Origin of the sequence: Streptomyces sp. NPDC048182 (genome assembly GCF_043202555.1) — a bacterium.
Classification (GTDB): domain Bacteria; phylum Actinomycetota; class Actinomycetes; order Streptomycetales; family Streptomycetaceae; genus Streptomyces.
The window spans coordinates 56,739-78,333 of the sequence record NZ_JBIDAQ010000020.1; the positions used below are offsets into that span (position 1 = coordinate 56,739).

General features: G+C 74.8%; 23 protein-coding genes. 8 read left to right on the forward strand and 15 right to left on the reverse strand.

Annotated elements, in window-relative coordinates:
• Positions 1-22: 22 nt before the first annotated feature.
• Positions 23-721, forward strand: a complete 699-nt coding sequence (locus tag ACGFZL_RS29835) for an O-methyltransferase (protein WP_355169958.1) — start codon at positions 23-25, stop codon at positions 719-721.
• A gap of 166 nt (positions 722-887) precedes the next feature.
• On the opposite strand, the gene ACGFZL_RS29840 is transcribed toward ACGFZL_RS29835, so the two are convergent.
• Positions 888-1,055, reverse strand: a complete 168-nt coding sequence (locus tag ACGFZL_RS29840) for a DUF3117 domain-containing protein (RefSeq protein ID WP_003966491.1) — start codon at positions 1,053-1,055, stop codon at positions 888-890.
• A gap of 296 nt (positions 1,056-1,351) precedes the next feature.
• On the opposite strand from ACGFZL_RS29840, the gene ACGFZL_RS29845 reads away from it, so the two are divergent.
• Positions 1,352-2,161 carry an enoyl-CoA hydratase/isomerase family protein gene (locus ACGFZL_RS29845; protein WP_393696394.1) on the forward strand — a complete coding sequence of 270 codons (810 nt, stop codon included), beginning with the start codon at positions 1,352-1,354 and terminating at the stop codon, positions 2,159-2,161.
• 5 nt (positions 2,162-2,166) lie between these two features.
• Here ACGFZL_RS29845 and ACGFZL_RS29850 read toward each other — a convergent pair whose 3' ends face one another.
• Entirely contained in the window at positions 2,167-2,760 is a 594-nt protein-coding gene (locus ACGFZL_RS29850) for a DNA-3-methyladenine glycosylase I (protein ID WP_393696396.1), read from the reverse strand.
• Complete coding sequence (locus ACGFZL_RS29855; protein WP_355169957.1) at positions 2,757-3,110, reverse strand: DivIVA domain-containing protein; 354 nt, start codon at positions 3,108-3,110, stop codon at positions 2,757-2,759. The genes ACGFZL_RS29850 and ACGFZL_RS29855 overlap by 4 nt, the downstream gene beginning before the upstream one ends.
• A gap of 130 nt (positions 3,111-3,240) precedes the next feature.
• Between ACGFZL_RS29855 and folP the strand changes: the two genes are divergently transcribed.
• Positions 3,241-4,113: a dihydropteroate synthase gene (gene folP, locus ACGFZL_RS29860; protein ID WP_393696437.1), complete on the forward strand. Its 873-nt coding sequence runs from the start codon at positions 3,241-3,243 to the stop codon at positions 4,111-4,113.
• Between the two features lie 4 nt (positions 4,114-4,117).
• On the opposite strand, the gene ACGFZL_RS29865 is transcribed toward folP, so the two are convergent.
• Positions 4,118-4,876: a TIGR00730 family Rossman fold protein gene (locus ACGFZL_RS29865; protein ID WP_393696398.1), complete on the reverse strand. Its 759-nt coding sequence runs from the start codon at positions 4,874-4,876 to the stop codon at positions 4,118-4,120.
• A gap of 111 nt (positions 4,877-4,987) precedes the next feature.
• Positions 4,988-6,067, reverse strand: coding sequence for a succinyl-diaminopimelate desuccinylase (dapE, locus tag ACGFZL_RS29870; protein ID WP_393696400.1), 1,080 nt, complete (start codon positions 6,065-6,067; stop codon positions 4,988-4,990).
• Between the two features lie 96 nt (positions 6,068-6,163).
• Here dapE and ACGFZL_RS29875 point away from each other — a divergent pair, with 96 nt between their 5' ends.
• Entirely contained in the window at positions 6,164-7,153 is a 990-nt protein-coding gene (locus ACGFZL_RS29875; protein ID WP_393696402.1) for a heavy metal transporter, read from the forward strand.
• A gap of 279 nt (positions 7,154-7,432) precedes the next feature.
• On the forward strand, positions 7,433-7,894 hold the full coding sequence (locus tag ACGFZL_RS29880) for an ATP-binding protein (protein WP_393696404.1): 462 nt from the start codon (positions 7,433-7,435) through the stop codon (positions 7,892-7,894).
• A 57-nt stretch (positions 7,895-7,951) separates the two neighbouring features.
• Here ACGFZL_RS29880 and ACGFZL_RS29885 read toward each other — a convergent pair whose 3' ends face one another.
• Both ACGFZL_RS29885 and fdxA read right to left on the reverse strand, forming a co-directional pair.
• Complete coding sequence (locus ACGFZL_RS29885) at positions 7,952-9,046, reverse strand: bifunctional succinyldiaminopimelate transaminase/glutamate-prephenate aminotransferase (protein WP_393696406.1); 1,095 nt, start codon at positions 9,044-9,046, stop codon at positions 7,952-7,954.
• A gap of 122 nt (positions 9,047-9,168) precedes the next feature.
• Positions 9,169-9,489, reverse strand: a complete 321-nt coding sequence (gene fdxA / locus ACGFZL_RS29890; protein WP_355169393.1) for a ferredoxin — start codon at positions 9,487-9,489, stop codon at positions 9,169-9,171.
• Between the two features lie 140 nt (positions 9,490-9,629).
• Between fdxA and ACGFZL_RS29895 the strand changes: the two genes are divergently transcribed.
• Both ACGFZL_RS29895 and ACGFZL_RS29900 read left to right on the forward strand, forming a co-directional pair.
• Positions 9,630-10,649, forward strand: a complete 1,020-nt coding sequence (locus tag ACGFZL_RS29895) for a GNAT family N-acetyltransferase (RefSeq protein WP_393696408.1) — start codon at positions 9,630-9,632, stop codon at positions 10,647-10,649.
• Positions 10,646-11,464: a transglutaminase-like domain-containing protein gene (locus ACGFZL_RS29900; RefSeq protein ID WP_393696410.1), complete on the forward strand. Its 819-nt coding sequence runs from the start codon at positions 10,646-10,648 to the stop codon at positions 11,462-11,464. Before ACGFZL_RS29895 ends, ACGFZL_RS29900 begins: the two co-directional genes overlap by 4 nt.
• A 260-nt stretch (positions 11,465-11,724) precedes the next feature.
• Here the strand turns inward: ACGFZL_RS29900 and ACGFZL_RS29905 are convergent, their stop codons facing one another.
• The 8 genes from ACGFZL_RS29905 to ACGFZL_RS29940 form a co-directional block, all read right to left on the reverse strand.
• Complete coding sequence (locus ACGFZL_RS29905) at positions 11,725-12,339, reverse strand: response regulator transcription factor (protein WP_355169387.1); 615 nt, start codon at positions 12,337-12,339, stop codon at positions 11,725-11,727.
• The gene (locus ACGFZL_RS29910) at positions 12,336-13,502 is read right to left on the reverse strand and encodes a sensor histidine kinase (protein ID WP_393696412.1); all 1,167 of its coding nucleotides are present in this window, start codon (positions 13,500-13,502) and stop codon (positions 12,336-12,338) included. The genes ACGFZL_RS29905 and ACGFZL_RS29910 overlap by 4 nt, the downstream gene beginning before the upstream one ends.
• Positions 13,499-14,239 carry an ABC transporter permease gene (locus ACGFZL_RS29915; RefSeq protein WP_355169383.1) on the reverse strand — a complete coding sequence of 247 codons (741 nt, stop codon included), beginning with the start codon at positions 14,237-14,239 and terminating at the stop codon, positions 13,499-13,501. The genes ACGFZL_RS29910 and ACGFZL_RS29915 overlap by 4 nt, the downstream gene beginning before the upstream one ends.
• Positions 14,236-15,144 (reverse strand): ABC transporter ATP-binding protein, encoded by a 909-nt coding sequence (locus ACGFZL_RS29920; protein WP_393696414.1) that lies wholly within the window; start codon positions 15,142-15,144, stop codon positions 14,236-14,238. The genes ACGFZL_RS29915 and ACGFZL_RS29920 overlap by 4 nt, the downstream gene beginning before the upstream one ends.
• A 125-nt stretch (positions 15,145-15,269) precedes the next feature.
• The gene (locus ACGFZL_RS29925; RefSeq protein WP_393696416.1) at positions 15,270-17,546 is read right to left on the reverse strand and encodes a hypothetical protein; all 2,277 of its coding nucleotides are present in this window, start codon (positions 17,544-17,546) and stop codon (positions 15,270-15,272) included.
• 156 nt (positions 17,547-17,702) lie between these two features.
• Positions 17,703-18,122, reverse strand: a complete 420-nt coding sequence (locus ACGFZL_RS29930) for a DUF6113 family protein (protein WP_393696418.1) — start codon at positions 18,120-18,122, stop codon at positions 17,703-17,705.
• Positions 18,119-19,012 (reverse strand): N-acetyl-1-D-myo-inositol-2-amino-2-deoxy-alpha-D-glucopyranoside deacetylase, encoded by an 894-nt coding sequence (mshB, locus tag ACGFZL_RS29935; RefSeq protein WP_393696420.1) that lies wholly within the window; start codon positions 19,010-19,012, stop codon positions 18,119-18,121. The genes ACGFZL_RS29930 and mshB overlap by 4 nt, the downstream gene beginning before the upstream one ends.
• Positions 19,013-19,043: 31 nt before the next feature.
• Positions 19,044-19,238, reverse strand: a complete 195-nt coding sequence (locus ACGFZL_RS29940; RefSeq protein ID WP_355169375.1) for a hypothetical protein — start codon at positions 19,236-19,238, stop codon at positions 19,044-19,046.
• A 167-nt stretch (positions 19,239-19,405) separates the two neighbouring features.
• Between ACGFZL_RS29940 and ACGFZL_RS29945 the strand changes: the two genes are divergently transcribed.
• Positions 19,406-21,547 carry a prolyl oligopeptidase family serine peptidase gene (locus tag ACGFZL_RS29945; protein WP_393696422.1) on the forward strand — a complete coding sequence of 714 codons (2,142 nt, stop codon included), beginning with the start codon at positions 19,406-19,408 and terminating at the stop codon, positions 21,545-21,547.
• Positions 21,548-21,595: the final 48 nt, after the last annotated feature.

Here is a 21,595-nt window from a genome sequence, read left to right on the forward strand (position 1 = left end):
CCCCTCCCAAACGACCGGTCCCATCTGCGGGTTCCCGACGCCAACGGATACAGTCACGCCGAGGCCACCACGGGGACAGGAGAGGGTCATTACCGGCAACCGGCAGCCGAGCTGGGCGTTCGCCGACGCCTACGTCGCCGAGGACGACGCGCTGCGCTGGGCGCGCGAGCGGGCCCGTGAGGCGGGCCTGCGCTCGGTGACGCCCGGCACCGGCTCGGCGCTCGGTCTGCTGGCCGGCGCCGTGGACGCCAAGGCCGTCGCGGAGATAGGCACCGGCTGCGGCGTCTCCGGGATCCATCTGCTGCGCGGCATGCGCCCGGACGGCGTGCTGACCACCGTCGACCCGGAGCCCGACCACCAGCAGTGCGCCCGCCAGGCCTTCCGCACCGCCGGCTACGCCAGCAACCGGGCCCGCTTCATCCCGGGCCGCGCCCTCGACGTGCTGCCCCGCCTCGCGGACGCCGGGTACGACCTGGTCTTCTGCGACGGCGACCGCCTCGAGTACCTGGACTACCTGGCCGAGTCGCTGCGCCTGCTGCGGCCCGGCGGCCTCGTCGCGTTCGAGGGCGTCTTCGGCGCCGGCCGGACGGTCGACTCGGGGCCGCAGCCCACCGAGGTACTGCGGCTGCGGGAGCTGCTGCGGGCGGTGCGGGAGAGCGAGGAGCTGGTGCCCTCGCTGCTGCCGGTGGGCGACGGGCTGCTCTGCGCGGTCAAGCGCTGATCCGTCACCACGGATCAACGTCACCGCGGATCCACGCACACCCACGCGCGCGTGGGTGTGCACCGGCGGGCCGTGGGAATCCGGGAGATGACGGAGAGTGGGAAATCGACCGCCCCGGTGCCTGGGGCGGCACCGGGGCGGTCGATTGGGTATGGTCGCTTGCGCGTCAGCCGACGACCTTCTTGAGGGCGTCGCCGAGCGCATCGGCCTCGTCGGGGGTCAGCTCGACGACGAGTCGACCGCCGCCTTCGAGCGGAACGCGCATGACGATGCCCCGCCCCTCCTTGGTCACCTCGAGCGGGCCGTCGCCCGTCCGCGGCTTCATGGCCGCCATGCTCGTTCCCCTTCCTGATACCGGCTCACCGTCCCGGCATCGAACATATTGCTTCCCAGCCATTATCCCGCATCACTGGACCCGATGACCAACATCGGTCGGCATCGCTTGGGCAACGCGCGCGAGCAAAACCACTCAATTCGGCGATGTGACTGCGATACTGCGCGCCCTCGGCCACGTCCGCCGAATGGGCACGGACCGGAATCCTTTGACGCAGCTCACATCCCGGGGCCGGTCCGGCGCCGCCGTTCTCCGTCATGCTGTGGGCTCACAGACCCGACGCGGAGGGGATACCCATGGCCGACACCGTTCTCTACGAAGTGGGCGACGGGCTCGCGACGATCACGCTGAACCGCCCCGAGGCGATGAACGCGCTGGACATCGCGACCAAGGTCGCCCTGCGGGAGGCGGTGCGCGCGGCGGCCGACGACGACGCCGTACGGGCGGTGCTGCTCGCGGCGGCCGGGGAGCGGGCGTTCTGCGTGGGCCAGGACCTCAAGGAGCACGTCGGACTGCTGGCCGCGGACCGGGAGGCGGGGTCCGGCGAGGGCCGGACGATGAGCACGGTGCGCGAGCACTACAACCCGATCGTGCGGGCCCTGGTGGAGGCGCCCAAGCCGGTGGTCGCGGCGGTGAACGGGGTGGCGGCCGGGGCGGGCTTCGGCTTCGCGCTGGCGGCGGACTACCGGATCGTCGCGGACACGGCGGCCTTCAACACCTCCTTCGCGGGCGTGGCGCTGACCGCCGACTCGGGCGTCTCCTGGACGCTGCCGCGCGTCGTCGGCCCCGGCCGCGCCACCGACCTGCTGCTCTTCCCCCGCAGCCTGGGCGCCCGGGAGGCGTTCGAGCTGGGCATCGCCAGCCGCGTCGTGCCGGCCGCCGACCTTCGCGCGGAGGCCGAGCGGACGGCGCGGGCGCTGGCCGAGGGCCCGACGGTCGCCTTCGCCGCGCTGAAGGAGTCGGTCGCCTACGGGCTGACGCACACCCTCTCCGAGACGCTGGAGAAGGAGGACGAGCTGCAGTCCCGGGCCGGCGCCTCCGAGGACCACGCCATCGCGGTGCGGGCCTTCGTGCAGAAGGAGAAGCCCCGCTACCTGGGCCGCTGAAGTCGCTAGGAGCCGGCCGCCCCGCGCGCGGCGCACTCCGCGAGGTGGTCGTCCACCAGGCCGCAGGCCTGCATCAGCGCGTACGCGGTGGTCGGGCCGACGAAGCGCAGGCCCCGCTTCTTCAGCGCCTTGGACAGCGCGGTGGACTCCGGGGTGACCGCCGGGACGTCGGCGAGGGTCTTGGGGACCGGCCGCCCGGCCGGGTCGGGGGCGTGCGACCAGATCAGCTCGTCCAGTTCGCCGGGGGCCCAGCCGGCCAGCGCGCGGGCGTTGGCGAGGGTCGCGTCGATCTTGGCCCGGTTGCGGATGATGCCCGCGTCGGCGAGCAGCCGCTCGCGGTCGGCGTCGGTGAAGGCGGCCACCGCGGCGATCTCGAAGCCGGCGAAGGCGGCGCGGAAGCCGGGGCGGCGGCGCAGGATGGTGATCCAGGACAGGCCCGACTGGAAGGCCTCCAGGCTGAGCCGCTCGAAGAGGGCGTCGTCGCCGCGGACCGGGCGGCCCCACTCCTCGTCGTGGTAGGCGACGTAGTCCGCGGTGGACAGGGCCCAGGGGCAGCGCGGCACGCCGTCCGGTCCTGCGACGGCCTCACCGGCGCTCACTGCTGCTCCCCCTCGGCCGGCTTCTCCATGGCGACGCGGTGCCCGCCCGCCCGGGCGCCCGCGAGGGCGTGCTCCAGGTCGGCGATGCGGGCGTCGCGCTCGGCCAGCTCGGCGCCGAGGCGGCCGAGGGCGTCGTCCACGTCCGCCATGCGGTAGCCGCGGGCGGTGAGCGGGAAGCGCAGGCGGTCGACGTCGGCGCGGACCAGCGGGCGGTCCGGGGGCAGCAGGTCGCGCACTCGGTCGGGGGCGGCCTCGGGGAGGGGACCGCTGTCGCCGCCGCCGACCACGGCGAGCGTCACCGCGGCCACGACGACGGCCAGCGCGAGGACGAGGAAGAGGAACATGACCATCGCTGGGGCCCCCATGGCCGGATCGGACGTCGGTTGTGTCGGGTCCGATCGTGCCATGCGAGTCTGACAGCCGGGGCCGCAGGCGGCCCGAGCGCACACCGGGAACGGCAGAACGGTAGGGAACGTGGAGATGTCGCAGGGGACGCTGAGGCTGGGCCGGCGCGAGTTCGGGGCCCACGAGCCGGTGGTCATGGCGATCGTGAACCGGACCCCGGACTCCTTCTACGACCAGGGGGCCACCTTCCGGGACGAGCCCGCGCTCGCGCGCGTGGAGCAGGCCGTCGCCGACGGCGCCGCGATCATCGACATCGGCGGGGTGAAGGCGGGCCCCGGCGAGGAGGTGTCCGCCGAGGAGGAGGCGCGCCGCACGGTGGGCTTCGTCGCGGAGGTGCGGCGGCGCTTCCCGGACGTGGTGATCAGCGTGGACACCTGGCGGCACGAGGTCGGCGAGGCGGTGTGCGCGGCCGGCGCCGACCTGCTGAACGACGCGTGGGGCGGCGTCGACCCGAGGCTCGCCGAGGTCGCCGGACGGCACGGGGTGGGCCTGGTCTGCACGCACGCCGGCGGCGCGGAGCCGCGCACCCGGCCGCACCGGGTGGAGTACGCGGACGTGATGGCCGACATCCTCCAGGTCACCCTGGGCCTGGCGGAGCGGGCGGTGGCGCTCGGGGTGCCGCGGGAGTCGGTGCTGATCGACCCGGGGCACGACTTCGGCAAGAACACCCGGCACAGCCTGGAGGCGACCCGGCGGCTGGGCGAGATGGCGGACACCGGCTGGCCGGTCCTGGTGTCCCTGTCCAACAAGGACTTCGTCGGGGAGACCCTGGACCGGCCGGTGAAGGAGCGGGTCCTCGGCACGCTGGCGACCACGGCGGTCTCGGCGTGGCTGGGGGCGCGGGTCTACCGGGTGCACGAGGTGGCCGAGACCCGGCAGGTCCTGGACATGGTGGCGTCCATCGCGGGCCACCGGCAGCCGGCGGTGGCCCGCAGGGGGCTGGCCTGAGCGGCTAGCGCCCCGCCTCCTTGGAGACCAGCGCGACGGCCTCGTCCACGTCGTCCGTGACGTGGAAGAGGAGCAGGTCCTTCTCGGCGGCCTTGCCCTGGGCCACCAGTGTGTTGCGCAGCCAGTCCAGCAGGCCGCCCCAGTACTCCGTGCCGAAGAGGACGATCGGGAAGCGGGTCACCTTCTGGGTCTGCACCAGGGTGAGGGCCTCGAACAGCTCGTCCAGGGTGCCGAGGCCACCGGGCAGGACCACGAAGCCCTGGGCGTACTTCACGAACATCATCTTGCGGACGAAGAAGTACCGGAAGTTCAGCCCGATGTCGACGTAGGGGTTGAGCCCCTGCTCGAAGGGCAGCTCGATGCCGAGGCCCACCGAGATGCCCTTGGCCTCCAGGGCGCCCTTGTTGGCGGCCTCCATGGCGCCGGGGCCGCCGCCGGTGATGACCGCGAAGCCGGCCTCGACCAGGCCGCGGCCGAGCCGCACCCCCGCGTCGTACTCGGGCGAGTCGGCCGGGGTGCGGGCGGAGCCGAAGACGCTGATGGCGGGCGGGAGTTCGGCGAGGGTGCCGAAGCCCTCGATGAACTCGGACTGGATGCGCAGCACCCGCCAGGGGTCGGTGTGCACCCAGTCGGTGGGCGCCCGCTCGTCGAGGAGGCGCTGGTCGGTGGTGCTCTCCTGCACCTGGTCCCGCCGCCGGAGGACAGGGCCCAGGCGCTGCTCCTCCGGTGGCCGCTTCTTGCCCTCGGGGTTGCCGGTGGCCATGCGCGCTCCCTCCGTTCGCCGGTATCCGCACCTCAGCGTAGTTCTACGCGGGTTACGTACGGGGGACCTGAGCATGTCCGCCACGCACCGGTTCAAAACCCTCTCCGGTGGTCAGGCGGTGAGCCAGGACCGCAGCCGCTCCTCGCCGGCGAGGATCTTCGCGGTGTCCACCCGCTCGTCCCGCTTGTGGGCCAGGTGGGGGTTGCCGGGCCCGTAGTTCACGGCCGGCACGCCGAGCGCCGAGAAGCGGGAGACGTCCGTCCAGCCGAACTTGGGCCGCGGCTCGCCGCCGACCGCCTCGATGAACGCCGCGGCGGCGGGGTGGGAGAGGCCCGGCAGGGCGGCGCCGCTGTGGTCGTCCACCGTGAACTCGGCGACGCCGCACTCCGCGAAGACCTCGCGGACGTGGGCGAGCGCGTCCTCGGGGGTGCGGTCGGGGGCGTAGCGGAAGTTGACGGTGACCACGCACTCGTCGGGGATGACGTTGCCGGCGACGCCGCCGGTGACGCCGACCGCGTTGAGGCCCTCGCGGTACTCCAGGCCGTCGATGACCGGGCGGCGCGGCTGGTAGGCGGCGAGGCGGGCGAGGATCGGGGCGGCGGCGTGGATGGCGTTGGCGCCCATCCAGCTCCGCGCGGAGTGCGCCCGCTCCCCGGTGGTCTTCAGCAGCACGCGCAGCGTGCCCTGGCAGCCGCCCTCGACCTCGCCGTCGGACGGCTCCAGGAGGACCGCGAAGTCGCCGGCCAGCCACTCCGGGTGGGCCTCGGCGACGTGCTTGAGGCCGTTCAGCTCGGCGGCGACCTCCTCGTTGTCGTAGAAGACGAAGGTCAGGTCGCGGTTGGGGGCGGGCACGGTGGCGGCGATGCGCAGCTGCACCGCGACGCCGGCCTTCATGTCGCAGGTGCCGCACCCCCACAGCACCCCGTCCGCGTCGAGCCGGGAGGGGACGTTGCCGGCGATGGGGACGGTGTCGATGTGCCCGGCCAGCACCACCCGCTCGGCGCGGCCCAGGTCGGTGCGCGCGAGGACGTTGTTGCCGAACCGCTCGACGCTCAGGTGCGGCAGGGCGCGCAGCGCGCTCTCGACGGCGTCGGCGAGGGGCTTCTCGGAGCCGCTCTCGGAGGGCATGTCGACGAGCCGCGCGGTCAGCTCGGCGGCGTCAAGGGTGAGGTCGAGCGGGGTGTGGGCCATGTCCCCGACCCTAACCTCCGCCCCCTGGCCCCACCGTTCCCGCGCGGTTGTCCACAGCCCGCCTGCCCCGCGCCTACTCTCCAGTACCTTGTACGCGTGTCTCAGCCACCCGCGCCCCGCGCACGTCCCGGCCGCCTGCTCCGCACCGGGGCGGCGCTCGTGGTGCTGCTCGCGGTCGCCGGCTATCTGGTGGTGCAGTACGTCACCGGCGGCGAGGACGCGCGCGGCTGCAAGGTCGTCGCGGGCGGCAGCGGCACGGGGTCGTACGGGCTGACGGCGGACCAGGCGGTGAACGCGGCCACGATCACGGCGGTGGGCACCGCGCGGGCCCTGCCCGAGCGGGCGGTGACGATCGCGCTGGCGACGGCCCTCCAGGAGTCGGCGCTGCGCAACCTCGACCACGGCGACCGGGACTCGCTCGGCCTCTTCCAGCAGCGCCCCTCGCAGGGCTGGGGCACCCGGAAGGACATCATGGACCCGGCGTACGCGGCCGGGGAGTTCTACGACCACCTGGTCAAGGTGCCCGACTACACGCGGCTGCCGCTGACCGACGCCGCCCAGCGCGTGCAGCGCAGCGGCTTCCCGGACGCCTACGCCAAGCACGAGCCGGACGCCGCGCTGCTGGCCGCCGCGCTGACCGGCCGCTCCGGGGCGACACTGACCTGCGCGGGCCTGCCGGCCGGCGGGAGCCCGACGGGCCCGGACGCGGTGCGGGCGGCGCTGGTACGGGACTTCGGGCGGGGCGTGCTCCAGCCGGCCGCCGCTGACGCGGAGGCGGCCCCGGCGCCCAGCCCCTCCCCCGAGATCTCCGGTGAGACCTCCGGCGGGCGGACCGTGACGCTCCCGGTGACCGCCTCCTGGACCGGTGAGGGCGCGATAGCCCGGCAGAGCGCCGAGCGGCGCGGCTGGCAGCTCGCGCACTGGGCGGTGGCCAACGCCTCGGCGCTGCACATCGAGCGGGTCGCCTACGCGGGGCGCGAGTGGACCGCGGGCAGCACCGGCAGCACGTGGCGCCCCACGGGCGCGGACGGCACCGCGGGCGCGGAACGGGGCCCGGGGCCGGTCCGGATCACGTCCGGCCGGTAGTACGAGCCGTCACCCGTCGGGGGTACCCGCACCGGTCTCCGGCCCGGCCCGCCCCCGGAATTGCGCCGCACCCTCGGCGAATGCGCCGAACGCCTTGGGAGCAAAGGGGTGTAAGGATTCGGCCCGCTTTCCGGCCGCGGCCCATTTGCCCGCTTTTCGGGGCACCCGATAATGCGACGCATTGCCAACTCTTTAGGTTTCCCGTCCGCAACCTTCGCGGCCTCCGCGCGGTAGTCACGGCGTCCTAGCCACAACGTCGACTTCCGTCGAAGGAGCAACATGTCCCTCCCCCTGACCCGCCGGATCGCCCGTGCCGCGCTGCTCGTCGCCGCCGGAGCGGCCGCCGGAGTCGGTGCGGCCGGCTCCGCGAACGCTGCCGCGGAGCTGCCGGCCACCCCGAACCTGGGCGGGCTCACGGCCCTGGACGGGGCGAACGTGGCCAGCACCGTCGACGGCGCGGCCCGCGGCGTCACCGGCTCCGCCGGGGACACCGGAGGCAAGGCCGTGAAGAAGGCGGTGCCGGCCGCGGGCAAGACCGGCGGCTCGGTCGTGAAGAAGACCACGCCCGTGGCGCAGAAGGCGGCCGGCGACGCGGCGGGCTCCGCCGGGGACATCGTCGGCGAGACCGCGAAGACCGCCACCAAGGGCGGGCTGCCGACGGACGCGCTGGGCAAGGGCCTGCCCGCCACCGGTTCGCTGCCCACCGGCTCCCTGCCGGTGGGTGGGCTGCCGCTGGGCTGACCCGGTACGCCGAAGGGGCCCGGAACCGTGGTTCCGGGCCCCTTCGCCACGGGTGCGTCAGGCGAGGCGCGCGACCGCCGCCCGGACCCGCTCGTCGGTGGCCGTCAGCGCCACCCGCACGAACCGCTCCCCGGCGGGCCCGTAGAAGTCGCCCGGCGCCACCAGGATGCCGCGCTCGGCGAGGTGGCCGACGGTGTCCCAGCAGGACTCGTCGCGGGTGGCCCACAGGTAGAGGCTGGCCTCGCTGTGCTCGATGCGGAAGCCGTGGCCGAGCAGCGCCTCGCGCAGCAGGGCGCGGCGGACGGCGTAGCGCTCGCGCTGGACGCGGACGTGCTCGTCGTCGCCGAGGGCCGCCACCACGGCCGCCTGGGTCGGCGCGGAGGTCATCATGCCGCCGTGCTTGCGGATCTCCAGGAGCGGGCCGAGGACCGCCGGGTCGCCGGCCAGGAAGGCGGCGCGGTAGCCGGCCAGGTTGGAGCGCTTGGACAGCGAGTGGACGGCCACCAGGCCGTCGTGGGAGCCGCCGTTGACCTCCGGGTGCAGCACCGAGACCGGGTCGGCCTCCCAGCCCAGCTCCAGGTAGCACTCGTCGGAGACGACCAGCACGCCGTGCTCGCGCGCCCAGGCGACGATCCGGGTCAGCTCGTCCTTGCCGAGGACCCGGCCGGTCGGGTTGGACGGGGAGTTCAGCCAGAGCAGCTCCAGACCGTCCGGGTCGAGGTCGGTCGGGTCGTCGTACGCCTCGTACTCCGCGCGCGCCAGGCGGGCGCCGACCTCGTAGGTCGGGTAGGCCAGACGCGGGAAGGCGACCCGGTCGCCGGGGCCGAGGCCGAGCTGGGTCGGCAGCCAGGCGACGAGTTCCTTGGAGCCGACGACCGGCAGCACGTGGCGGTGGGTGACGCCCCGGGCGCCGAGGCGCCGCTCGACCCAGCCGGTCAGCGCGTCGCGCAGCGCGGGCGTGCCCCAGACGGTCGGGTAGCCCGGCGAGTCGGCCGCGTCGACGAGCGCCTTCTGGATCAGCTCCGGTACCGGGTCGACCGGGGTGCCGACCGAGAGGTCGACGATGCCGTCCGGGTGCGCGGCGGCCGTCTTCTTGTAGGGCTCCAGCTTGTCCCAGGGGAAGACGGGCAGGAGCGCGGAGACTGCGGACACGGTGGGTGGCTCACTTTCGTCGGTACGGCGAACGCCCCGGTCCCGTACGGAGCGGACCGGTGCGATCGGGTCCGTACGGGAGCGGGGCGGCGCGGGCGGTGCGGCCCGGGTGCTGCTCGGTGCTACTCGGCCTGCGGGGGCAGCGCGGCGACGAAGGGGTGGTCGCGCTCGATGAGGCCCAGCTTGCTGGCGCCGCCGGGCGAGCCGAGCTCGTCGAAGAACTCGACGTTCGCCTTGTAGTAGTCCTTCCACTCGTCCGGGGTGTCGTCCTCGTAGAAGATCGCCTCGACCGGGCAGACCGGCTCACAGGCACCACAGTCGACGCATTCGTCCGGGTGGATGTACAAGGACCGCTGGCCCTCGTAGATGCAGTCGACCGGGCACTCCTCGATGCACGCCTTGTCCTTCACGTCGACACAAGGCTGCGCGATGACGTAGGTCACGCTGTCGTTCCTCCTCCATAGGGCGCTGGCGGGCCTCCTCAGGCTCCGCCGCCTGGCGCGCGGGAGCGCGGCGTCGTCGATGCCCGCCCCTAGTATCTCCGTTCCTGGGCACGATCCGAACATGAGGGGTGAACCGTCCCGTGGAATTCTCCGCCGCCGGGCGATACGAGGTCCGTATCACCAGTGCTGACGTGGGCAAACGGGTATCCGTCCGGCGCTGGAGCGAACCTGGAGGCGTGGCGGAGAAGTTCACCGACACGGTCGGGGTTCTCACATCATGGGACAACGGTGTGCTGCTGATCACGCGCCGGAGCGGCGAGAGCGTCCGGATCGCGGAGTCGTCCCTGGTCGCGGGCAAGGTGGTGCCGGCCGCCCCGGCGCGTCGGCGCGGCCCGGCGGCCTCCCACGAGGAGCTGGCGCGGGTCGCCTCGCGGGCGTGGCGGCCGGTGGAGAGCGAGCGGCTCGGCGAATGGGAGCTGCGGGCCGCCTCCGGGTTCACCCGGCGGGCCAACTCGGTGCTGCCGCTGGGCGATCCGGGCCTGCCGCTCGACGCCGCGCTGGCCGCGGTGCGGCACTGGTACGCGGCGCGCGGCCTGCCGGCGTACGTGCAGGTCGCCGGCGGCGTGCAGGACGCCCTGGCGGTGGAGCTGGAACGGCGTGGCTGGGTGCGGGAGGTGACGGCCGAGGTCTGGACCGGGGCCCTGGCGCCGGTGGCGGATCTCCCCGACCCCACGGGCGTGTCGCTGTCCCGGGCGGCGGACGAGGCGTGGCTGGCGCGCTATCAGCGCAAGGGCGTGGGCGAGGTGGCGCTGCGGGTGCTGTCCGGGGGGCCGTCGGTGTGGTTCGCGACGGTGCCGGGTGCGGCGCCGGACGGGGCCGAGGGCGGTGCGCCGCCCGCGGCGATCGGACGGCTCGTCGTCGACGGGCGGTGGGCCTCGTTCGCGGCCGTCGAGGTGGATCCGGGGCGGCGGCGGGAGGGGCTGGCGACCGGCGTCATGGTGGCGCTGGCCCGGCGGGCGCTGGCGGAGGGCGCGTCGGCGGGGTGGCTCCAGGTCGAGACGGACAACGCGGGGGCGCGGGCGTTGTACGCCCGGCTGGGGTTCACCGCGCATCACGCCTACCACCACTACCGCGAGCCCGCGGCGGGTGCGGAGCGGTGAGCGAGGTGCGGCGGCGCTTCGCCGAGGAGGCCCGCTCCGAGCGGCCGGACCTGTCCACACTGTGCCTGCTGATCGGGGCGCAGGCGGACGGGGCCCTCGACGAGGCGGGCATGGACGCCGCCCAGGTCGAGCTGGACCGCCTGGCGGGCGAGCTGCCGTTCCGGCCCGGGACGCCGGACGCGTGGGCCGGGGCGCTGCGGGAGCTGCTCGGCGGGCGGTACGGGTTCGGTGGTACGGCGGCGGACTACCGGCGGCTGGAGTCGTCCCTGCTGCACGAGGTGCTGCGGCGTCGGCGGGGGTTGCCGATCCTGCTGTCGGTGGTGTGGCTGGAGGTGGCCCGGCGGGCCGGGGCGCCGGTGCACGGGGTGGCGCTGCCGGGGCACTTCGTGGTCGGGTTCGGGGCGGTGGAGGAGGCGGTGCTCGTCGATCCCTTCGATGGGGGGCGGGTGCTTTCCGGTGACGACGCGCGGGCGTTGGTCACTGCGACGACCGGGGCGGATCTGCGGGCCTCGATGCTTCAGCCGGCTACGCCGTTGCAGGTGGTCTCGCGGATCCTGAACAACATCCGGAGCTGGGCGGCGGCTCGGCCGGAGCGGAGCGTTGTCGCGCTGTGGGCGCTGGAACTCTCCCTGCTGTTGCCCGCGCATCCGGCGCGGCTGCGGTATGAACGGGCGCAACTGTTGGTGCAGCGCGGGGACTTTCTCGGGGGCGCGGTCGAGCTGGACGCCTACGCGGAGGTGGTGGGCGCGGTGGACGACACGCTCGCCGAGGGCGTTCGCGGTGAGGCGAGGGCGGCCCGCGCGATGCTGAACTGAACGCCGGTTGCAGCCAAGGCCGGGGCGTTGCGCAGCCCGGCGCAGCGGGGTGCCTCCCCCAAGCTCTTCGAGCAGGGGGGACCCCCAGCGCCCACCCGTGCCGCCCCAGCGGCACGACTGCCCGCAGCTGGGGCGGGAGGGGTGCCGCAGCTATGGCACAGGCAGGACTGCATGCCCTAGGGGCGCGGGGAACTGCGCGACCAGCCACGGCGGTCCGCACCCGGGACGCGGCGTAGCCCCCACGGCGGGAGGCCGTTGGGTCACAGCCAGCCCTTCTCGCGGGCCACCCGCACCGCCTCCGTGCGATTCCGTGCCGCGAGCTTCTGGATGGCCGTCGAGAGGTAGTTGCGGACCGTGCCCTGGGAGAGGTGCAGGGCCGTGGCCAGTTCCGCGTTGGTGGAGCCGTCCGCCGCACCCCGGAGGATCTCGCGTTCGCGGTCGGTGAGGGGGTTGGCCCCCTCGGCCAGGGCGGCCGCCGCGAGGGTGGGGTCGATGACCCGCTCACCGGCGAGGACCTTGCGTACCGCCGCCGCCAGCTGCGCGGCCGGCGCGTCCTTGACCAGGAACGCGTCCGCCCCCGCCTCCATCGCGCTGCGCAGATACCCCGGCCGCCCGAAGGTGGTGAGGACGACCAGCTTCACCGAGGGCAGCTCCCGGTGCACGAGGGCCGCCGCCTCGATCCCCGTCGCCCCCGGCATCTCGATGTCGAGGAGCGCCACGTCCACCCCGTGCGAGCGCACCGCGTCCAGCACCTCGTCGCCGCGCGCCACCTGCGCGACGACCTCGATGTCGTCCTCCAGGCCGAGCAGCGCGGCCAGCGCCTCGCGGACCATCGACTGGTCCTCCGCCAGCAGGACCTTGATCAAACGCGTCATGCCCCGGATCCTAGGACGGCCCCCTCGGCACCCGGCACCCGGGCGACCAGGCGGAAGCCCCGCCGCGTGCCGCCGGCCTCCAGCGTGCCGCCGGCCTTGGTCAGCCGCTCGGTCAGCCCGGTCAGCCCGTTGCCGGGGCCGTCGCCCGCCCCGCCGGAGCCGTCGTCCTCCACCGTCAGTTCGAGCACCGGGCCCTCCAGCGTCTGGCGGCGCAGCAGCTCGACCGCGCAAGTCCGGGCCCCGCTGTGCCGGACGACGTTGGTGACCGCCTCGCGCAGCGCCCAGGCGAGCGCCGATTCGCACTCCTCGGGGACGCCCGCGAGGTCCGGCGGGCCGGCCGGCACGTCGGGCGCGACGCCGGCCGCCGTCAACGCCATCCGGGCGCCCGCCAGTTCGTCGGCGAGGCGGGGGCGCCGGTAGCCGGTGACGGCCTCGCGGACGTCGACCAGGGCCTGCCGGCTGACCTGCTCGATGTCGGCGACCTGCTGGGCGGCCTTCTCGGGCTGCCCCGGCAGCATCCGCCCGGCCAGTTCGCTCTTCAGCGTGATCAGCGACAGGGAGTGCCCGAGCAGGTCGTGCAGGTCGCGGGCGAGCCGCAGCCGCTCCTCGTTGGCGGCGAGCTGCGCGACGGTGGCGCGGGCCTCGCGCAGCGCGATGGTGGTGCGCACCAGCTCCCGCACGCCGGTCATCGCGAACCCGCCGAGCAGCGCCGGGATGAGCAGCCCCCCGAGCAGGGACCACCGGTCCCCCGGCACGGTGAGGGTCAGCAGCGCCATCAGCGCCGAGGCCCCCGGCACCGTCCAGCGCGACAGGCGCAGCGGGAGGGCCGAGCCGGAGGCGATGGACACGTAGACGAAGAGCACGAGCCACTCCTGGCCCAGGGTCAGGACCAGCAGCGCGGACTCGGCCGCGAGGGCGGCGAGCGAGATCAGCACCGGCCGGACCTGGTCGCGGCGCCCGGTGCGGAACAGCAGCATCATGTACCAGACGACGAAGCCGGCCAGGCCGAGAGACCCGGCCACCACGGCGCCGGCGCTGTGGCCGCCGCTCACCAGGTCCGTCACGGGGGCGCTCAGGTAGATGAGCCAGATGCCCGTCCACAGCGACTTGACCGTCCGCTGCCGCGCGTTCTCCGGGCGCTGCCCGATGCCGACGTCGCTCACGCCTTCAGCGTGTCCTTCCGGTACAGCCAGGCCGCGCCGCCCGCGAAGAGCACGAAGGAGACGGCGAGGACGGCGAGGTCCGATGCGTGCGGGGCCTGGCTCTGTTCGATCGACTGCCCGAGGGCAGCGTACGCGTGGGTGGGCAGCCACCTCGCGATGTCCTGGAGCCAGCCGGGGAAGGTGGTGGCCGGCATCCACAGGCCGCCCAGCATGGAGAGCCCGAAGTAGACGATCATCGTGATCGGCCGGACCGCGTCCCCGGAGGCGAGGTAGCCGAGGGCCACGCCGAGCGCGGCGAAGACCAGGCTGCCCGCCCAGATCGCGGCGGTGAGGACCAGCCACTGCCAGGCGTCCAGGCGTACGTGCTTCACGGTCGCGGCGACGACGAAGACCAGCACGATGGAGGGCAGGCTGACCACGGCGGCGCTGGCGGTCTTGGCGAGGACGTAGCCGCGGCCCGGCAGCGGGGTCAGCCGCAGCTGGCGCACCCAGCCGCTCTCCCGCTCCTTGGCGATGCGCTCGCTGTTGCCCATCAGGACGGCGGTCAGGGCGCCGAAGGAGGCCATGGAGACCATGAAGAACGTCGGCAGGGTGAGGCCGGTGCCGTCGACCTTCGTGGTGGCGTCGGCGTTGCCGGCGATGATCAGGAAGAGGGCCGAGGGGTAGGCGACGGAGAAGAACAGGAACTTGCGGTTGCGCAGGGCGCGGGTGAGTTCCAGCTTGATCAGTCCGTTCACGACTGCTTGGCCTCCTCGGCGGCGGTGATGGCGACGAAGGCCTGCTCCAGGCCCAGTCCGGTGACTTCGAGATTGACGGGCCTGAGGCCGAGCCCGTAGACGGCGTGCACGGTGTTGTCGGCGTCGGCGGACTGGATGCGCACGGTGCGCCCCGAGAGGTCGAGGGAGGTCACGTCGGGCAGGGCGCGCAGCGCCGCCTCGTCGACCGCGTCGGCCAGGTCGAAGGAGATCCGGCGCGCGCCGGCCCGGGCCTTGATCTCGGCGGCGGTGCCGTCGGCGAGCAGCCGGCCCCGGTGCAGGACGAGCACCCGGTCGGCGACCGCGTCGGCCTCCTCCAGGTAGTGCGTGGCGAAGAGCACCGCGCGGCCCTGGTCGGCCTGCTCGCGCATGGTGGCCCAGAACGCCTGGCGGGCGGTGACGTCCATGCCCGTGGTGGGCTCGTCCAGGACGATGAGGTCGCTGGCGCCCGCGGTGGCGAGCGCGAAGCGCACGCGCTGGGACTGGCCGCCGGAGAGCTTGTCGACCTTGCGGCCGGCGATGGCGGTGATGCCGGCCCGGGCGAGCACCTCGGCGACCGGGTAGGGGCGCGGGTGCAGGGAGCAGGCAAGGCCGACGAGTTCGGCGACGGTGACCTCGTCCATCAGGCCGCCGCTCTGGAGCATCGCGCCCACGTGTCCGGCGACGACGGCCGCGCGCGGCTCGGTGCCGAAGAGCCGGACGGTGCCGGTGTCGGGGCGCTTGAGGCCGAGCAGCAGGTCGAGGGTGGTGGACTTGCCGGCCCCGTTGGGACCGAGCAGCGCCACGGTCTCACCGGGGCGCAGGGCGAGTGTCAGGCCGTCGACGGCCCGGACGTCGCCGTAGGTCTTGGTCACGTGGTCGAAGTCGACCACCGCTGTCGTCGTCATGCCCCCATCGTCTCGGCGGGGGGCGGGCGCACGGCAGTGCCGGGGGTCCATGGTGCCGGATGACATCTGTCATGGCCGGTGGATGTCATCCGGCACCATGGGACGCCGCGAGCGCCCCGGGGGCGTCAGCTCGGGTTCGTGTCCACGACGGCGACCCGGTTGGTCTTGCTCAGCAGGGCCGGGCGCATGGCGCCGATGACGTCCTGCACGGTGACCGGGGTCTTCTGGCCGGTGGCCCGGGTGACGAGCACCGAGTCGAAGGTGTTGCCGTACAGCCCCTTCAGGGCGGCCTGGTCGTAGTACTCGACCAGCTTGCCGTTCTGCGCCTTGACGCCGAGGAACTTCCACAGCGACTTCTCCGGGGAGAAGGCGATCGACTGCACGCCGGCGCGCACGGTGATCCGGGCGGACATGGCGGGCTCGGCGAACTCCTTCAGCATGCGGTCGACCTCCGCCTTGGTGATGGTCGGCTGCTTCTCGGTGGTCGGCACCTCGACCGGGGTGGAGTTGCCGGTCTCCACCTGGGCGCGGTAGGCGTCGGCCACGGCCTGCGTGGAGCCGGCCGCGTCGATGCCCTTGCCCGGCTTGCCGTAGACGGGCACCGCCTTGCCGGACTCGAACTTGATGGTGCCCTCGGTGGCGGAGCCGGCGCCACCCGCGGCGCGCGCGAGGGCGGCGTGCAGCTTCTCCTCGTCGACCGGCATGACCGGGTCCACCACGCGGTGGTTGCCGAAGAGCGAGCCGATCACGGAGACCGGGTTGTAGTCGCTCCCCGTCGCCGCGCTGGCCGTCGCCTGGGCGTCGAACTGGAGGCCGGCCTGGTCGGGCCGGAGGGTGACGGTGTCGCCGCCGACGGTCAGCTTCAGGGCCTTGCCGGTGCGCGGGCCGAGCGCCGCGTCCAGCTTCTCCACGGCGTCGTCGCGGGTGCCGCCGCCGATGTCGACGCCGAGCACGGTGGTGCCCTTGGGCACGTCGGAGCGGTTCATCAGCAGTCCGGCGCCGTAGGCGACACCGGCGACCACGACCACCGCGCCGACCAGCAGGGGCAGCTTGCGGCGGCCCTTCTTGCGGGCCGGCGCGGAGGAGGAGGCGGCGGGCGGTTCGGCGACCGGCTCGGGCAGCTTCGGGGGCGTGTGCGCGCGGGGTCCTGCGGTGGCCGGGGCGCCGAAGGGGGTGCCGCGGTCGGTGCCGCCCGGCACGACGGGGATGCCGCTGGTGACGGTGTTGCCGGAGACGTTGTCCGGGTTGGCCGCGCCGAAGGGCCCGGGACCCTGGCCGCCTGGGCCCTGGCCGCCGGGTACGGGCGCCGGGACCTGCGGCGTGAGGATCGCGGTGTCGTCGCTGGACCCCGCGCCGGGGCCCCGGGGGGCACGCGAGCCGCCCGCGGCCGGGGGCGGCGTCAGCCGGGCGTCGCCGGTGACGGGTCCGCCGGTCGGTCCGGCCGGCCCGGCCGGGCCCTGCGGACCGCCGTACGGGGCCGCGGTGTCGCCGGGGCCGCCCGCGCCGGTCGGGTCTCCCGTGAAGTACGGCAGGTCGTCGCGGCTCGGCTCGGCACCGGTGCCGTCGCCGGTGGGGCGGCCGTCGCCCTGCTGCCCGGCGGCGGCCAGGGCATCGGTGACGTCGAAGGAGCCGGTGCCGCCGCCGTGTCCGGGCGCGACGGGGCCGCCGGTCGCGCCGGGCAGGCCGGAACCGCCCGGGGCGCCGGGCCGGTTGGAGCCGGGCCGGCTGCCGCCGGGTACGTGCATGGCGCCGACCACGCCACCGGGCCGGCCGGCCGTACCGCCGGGACGGGCACCGGCACCGTTGGCCCCCGGACCCGTGCCCGTGGTGCCCGCCGTGGGACCCGACACGCCCGCCGGCGGACCCGAACGACCCGCCGCCGGACCGGAGCCGGCCGCGCCCGGACCCGAAGCACCCGGCGTCCCGGCCCCGTTGGCGGCACCGGTGCCCGGACCGCCCGCGTTCGGCGCGGACTTGCGCGGCGCGAACCAGTCGCTGGCGGGCCGCTCCTCGGCCGGCTGCTCCGGCGGCCCGGCGGACGCGGGCTCGGCCGGCGCACCGCCACCGGCGGCGGGGGCGCCACCGCCGGGGGCGCCGACGCCCGGCACCGGAGGCCCCGGCACGGCCTCGGGCTCGGCGCCCGCATTCCCGTCGCCCGCCACGGTCTTGCGCATGACGACCGGCGGAATGGGCCGCGACCCGGGGATGTTGATCCGGACCCGGGTGGTCAGCGTCGTCTCGGTCTTGCGGTCCTCCGGCCGCGGCGCGGCCGGGCCGCCCGAGCCCGCGCCCGGGCCGTCGTCCGGAGCCGTGGGCGTCCCGTAGGGCGGGGTGCCCGAGGGGTAGGCGGCTCCGCCGCGCCCGTGGGGCCCGGAGGACGGACTGTCAGTTTCACGACTCAAGGCAGGTTCTCCCGGTTGGCTCCGCCGCCCGTCACACCTGTCAGCGGGCGGCTCGGCGGCGCGCACCACCATACTGGCCACGTCCGGTGGGTATCCCGGGACCGCCGGGGAAACCCCCACCGGACTCGCACACCCGTACCGTCGAACGGTGACGCGTCACGTGCGAAGTCGGGTGCCCCCGCCGTCCGGTTGCCGCACTGGCGCGAGGGTGGCGCAGATCACAGCCACGGCGATGCCGCCGAGCAGGAAGAGGTACGAGCCGCTGCCCGCGGCGAAGACGAAGTCGCCCTCGGGGCGGCTGGTGGTGAGCAGCACGACGAGCAGCGCCCAGCCCGCCGCGGGCGCCACCGCCCCGGCCCGGCGCCCGGTGACCCGCCCGGCGCCGAGGCAGAGCCCGGCCTCGGCGGCCAGCGCGAGCAGCAGCCCGCCGGGGAACCAGCCGGGCTGCACCAGCGCGCCCGCGACGCCGACGACGGCGCCGAGCAGGAACAGCACGAGATAGAGGAGTGACCGCCCCAGGGGCGGCACGCGCAGCGGCTGGGCGAGCGCGCTCGCCCGTTCGTCCCGTTGGCTCACGGCGCCCCGACCTCCGCCGAGTCGACACCCGCGAACAGGTCGCTCTCCCGGCCCTCGCCCGGGCCCCGTTCGCCGCGCACCAGTTCGTAGTACTCCGTGGTGAAGAGCGGCTGGGCCCGTTCGTTGGAGAGCACGAAGTAGGGCTCCGCGACGGTGATCTGGGTGGCGTGCGCGCGCATCGCGGCGGCCTTGGCGGCGGCGTACGGGGTGTCCGCGCCGCGGATCTCGGTGGTGATCCGCTCCTCGGGCACCACGCCGGGCACGTCGCCGACCTCGGCGGCCTCGGTGAAGGGCAGGCCGGGCAGGTCCGCACGGAGTTGAGCGAAGGCGCGCTCGGCGGCCGGGCGGGGCACGCGGTTCCAGTACACCTTGGCGACCGGGCAGCCCGCCTCGGCGGCGAGGTCGGCGGCCCGCATGGCGATGCGGTGGGCCTGGATGTGGTCGGGGTGGCCGTAGCCGCCCTCGGGGTCGTAGGTGACGAGGACCTGCGGGCGCACCTCGCGGATGACGTCCACGAGCAGGGCGGCGGCCTCGTCGAGGTCGGCCTGCCAGAGGCAGCCGGGGTCGTCGTTGTCGGCGAGCCCCAGCATCCCGGAGTCGGCGAAGCGGCCGGGGCCGCCGAGCAGCCGGTGGTCGGTGACGCCGAGGGCGCGCATCGCCTCCGTCAGCTCCCCCCGGCGGTGCTCGCCGAGCGCGGCGCCGGCCAGGTGCCCCAGCTCCGGCGGGATGACCTCGCCGCGCTCGCCGAGCGTGCAGGTCACCAGCGTCACCTGGGCGCCCTCGGCCGCGTACCTGGCCATGGTGACGCCGTTGTTGATCGACTCGTCGTCCGGGTGCGCGTGCACCAGGAGCAGACGCCGCGGCAGGTGCCCGGGGGGTGGTTCCGTCATGCGGGCCAGCCTACGGGGGCCGCCCCGGCGCTCAGAACTTGATGCTGCCGATCATCCCCGCGATGTTGGTCGTCACGTCGCTGATCGTGGGTGCGACGGTCGAGGAGGCCAGGTAGAAGCCGAGGAGCGCGCACACGACGGCGTGCCCGGCCTTCAGTCCTGACTTCTTGACCAGCAGGAAGACGATGATCGCCAGCAGCACCACCGCCGAAATCGAAAGTGCCACAGCGGCTCACCTCCAATAGGCCCAGGGTCATCGGGGTCGGACAGATAAATCCACGCAGCGGGCACCAGGTTGATACCCACTATGCGCTAGTGATCATAACTATCCGTGGCTGCGCATCACTCGGCGCACGGCCGCACAAGGGGGCGCATGGCCAATATGGTCGGGGCATGACGACCGAGCCCGCATCCTTCCCCCGACGGCACGCCCGCACCCAGCGGTTCACGCTCGGCGCGCCACGTGCGTTCACCGTGGCGCCCGACGGTTCCCGGGTCGCCTTCCTGCGCTCCGGGTCCGGCACCGACCGGGCCGGCGCCCTGTGGGTGCTCGACCTCGCGGACGGCCGGGAGCGCGTCGCGGCCGACCCGGGCGCCCTCCTCGGCGGCGCAGTGGAGCGCCTGTCCGCCGAGGAGCGGGCCCGCCGCGAGCGCAGCCGGGAGGGCGGCGCGGGGCTGGTCGGCTACGCCACCGACGCGGCCGTCGAGCTGGCCGCCTTCGCCCTGTCGGGGCGGCTGTTCGCGGCCGGCCTCACGGACGGCTCGGCGCGCGAACTGCCCGCCCGCGGACCGGTGATCGACCCGCGCCCCTCCCCCGACGGCCGGCACGTCGCGTACGTCTCCGGCGGCTCCCTGCGGGTCGTCGGCGCGGACGGCGCGGACGACCGGGCGCTGGCCGAGCCGGACGGCGAGGGCGTCTCCTACGGCTCGGCGGAGTTCATCGCCGCCGAGGAGATGGGGCGGACGCGGGGCCACTGGTGGGGTCCGGAGTCCGACCGGCTGCTGGTCGCCCGGGTGGACGACACCCCGGTGCAGCGCTGGTGGATCGCCGACCCGGCGCGCCCCGAGCGCGCCCCGCAGCAGGTGCCGTATCCGGCGGCGGGCACCGCCAACGCGGACGTGCGGCTCTTCGTCGTCGGCCTCGACGGGGGTCGCACGGAGGTGCGGTGGGACCGGGCGCGCTACCCGTACCTGGCGCGGGTGCACTGGTCGGCGGCGGGCGCGCCGCTGCTCCTGGTGCAGGCGCGCGACCAGCGCGGCCAGCTGTTCCTCGCGGTGGACACCGACTCAGGGGCGACCCGGATGGTGCACGCCGACGAAGATCCAACTTGGCTGGAACTGTTCCCCGGCGTGCCCTGCTGGACCCCCGCAGGGCAGCTGGTGCGGATCGCCGACGAGGGCGGCGCACGGGTGCTCGCGGTCGGCGAGCGCCCCCTCACCGGCGCCCAGTTGCACCTGCGGGCGGTGCTCGACGTCACCGCGCACGACGTGCTGGTCTCCGCGTCGGCCGGGGCGGGCGCGGCCGAGCCGGAGACGGGTCAGGTGCACGTGTACCGGGTGAACGAACTGGGCGTGGAGCGGGTCTCGGAGGAGCCCGGTGTGCACACGGCGGTGCGCGCCGGGGGCGTGACCGTGCTGGTGTCCGCCACGCCGGACCGGCCGGGGGCGCGGGCCCGGGTGCTGCGGGACGGCAAGGAGGTGGCGGTCGTGGCCTCGTACGCCGAGGACCCGGGGCTGTCCCCCCGCGTGACCCTCACCGAAGGGGGCGCACGCCGCGTCCCGTGCGCCGTGCTGCTGCCGACGGACCACGACGGCAGCACCCCGCTGCCGGTGCTCCTCGACCCGTACGGCGGCCCGCACGGCCAGCGCGTGGTGGCCGCGCACAACGCCCACCTCACCTCGCAGTGGTTCGCCGACCAGGGCTTCGCGGTGGTCGTCGCCGACGGGCGGGGCACCCCGGGCCGCTCGCCCGCCTGGGAGAAGGCGGTCAAGGACGACCTCGCCGCGGTGGTCCTCCAGGACCAGGTGGACGCCCTCCAGGCGCTCGCCGCCGACTTCCCGCTGGACCTCGGCCGGGTGGCGATCCGGGGCTGGTCCTTCGGCGGCTACCTCGCCGCGCTTGCCGCGCTGCGCCGCCCGGACGTCTTCCACGCGGCCGTCGTCGGCGCCCCGGTGACCGACCTGCGGCTCTACGACACCCACTACCAGGAGCGCTACCTCGGCCACCCCGGCGAGCGGCCCGAGGTGTACCGGCGCAACTCGCTGATCGACGACGCGGGCCTGGTCGACGCCGCCGAGCCGCACCGGCCGATGATGGTGATCCACGGCCTGGCCGACGACAACGTGGTGGTCGCCCACTCCTTGCGCCTGTCCTCGGCCCTGCTGGCGGCGGGCCGCCCGCACGAGGTCCTTCCGCTGTCCGGCGTCACCCACATGACGCCGCAGGAGGAGGTCGCCGAGAACCTGCTGCTGCTCCAGGTGGACTTCCTCCGCCGGTCACTGGGCGTGACCACCGGGACGGCCCAACGCGGTTAACGTACGGGCAACTTGACGGAAGCGGCCCCGATATACGGACGGGGCAGG

Coding starts and splice junctions, on each gene's coding strand:
- ACGFZL_RS29840 (WP_003966491.1), bottom strand. CDS start 1,055: ATGGCGGCCATGAAGCCGCGGACGGGCGACGGCCCGCTCGAGGTGACC.
- ACGFZL_RS29845 (WP_393696394.1), top strand. CDS start 1,352: ATGGCCGACACCGTTCTCTACGAAGTGGGCGACGGGCTCGCGACGATC.
- ACGFZL_RS29855 (WP_355169957.1), bottom strand. CDS start 3,110: ATGGTCATGTTCCTCTTCCTCGTCCTCGCGCTGGCCGTCGTCGTGGCC.
- folP (WP_393696437.1), top strand. CDS start 3,241: ATGTCGCAGGGGACGCTGAGGCTGGGCCGGCGCGAGTTCGGGGCCCAC.
- ACGFZL_RS29865 (WP_393696398.1), bottom strand. CDS start 4,876: ATGGCCACCGGCAACCCCGAGGGCAAGAAGCGGCCACCGGAGGAGCAG.
- dapE (WP_393696400.1), bottom strand. CDS start 6,067: ATGGCCCACACCCCGCTCGACCTCACCCTTGACGCCGCCGAGCTGACC.
- ACGFZL_RS29880 (WP_393696404.1), top strand. CDS start 7,433: ATGTCCCTCCCCCTGACCCGCCGGATCGCCCGTGCCGCGCTGCTCGTC.
- ACGFZL_RS29905 (WP_355169387.1), bottom strand. CDS start 12,339: ATGACGCGTTTGATCAAGGTCCTGCTGGCGGAGGACCAGTCGATGGTC.
- ACGFZL_RS29920 (WP_393696414.1), bottom strand. CDS start 15,144: ATGACGACGACAGCGGTGGTCGACTTCGACCACGTGACCAAGACCTAC.
- mshB (WP_393696420.1), bottom strand. CDS start 19,012: ATGACGGAACCACCCCCCGGGCACCTGCCGCGGCGTCTGCTCCTGGTG.
- ACGFZL_RS29945 (WP_393696422.1), top strand. CDS start 19,406: ATGACGACCGAGCCCGCATCCTTCCCCCGACGGCACGCCCGCACCCAG.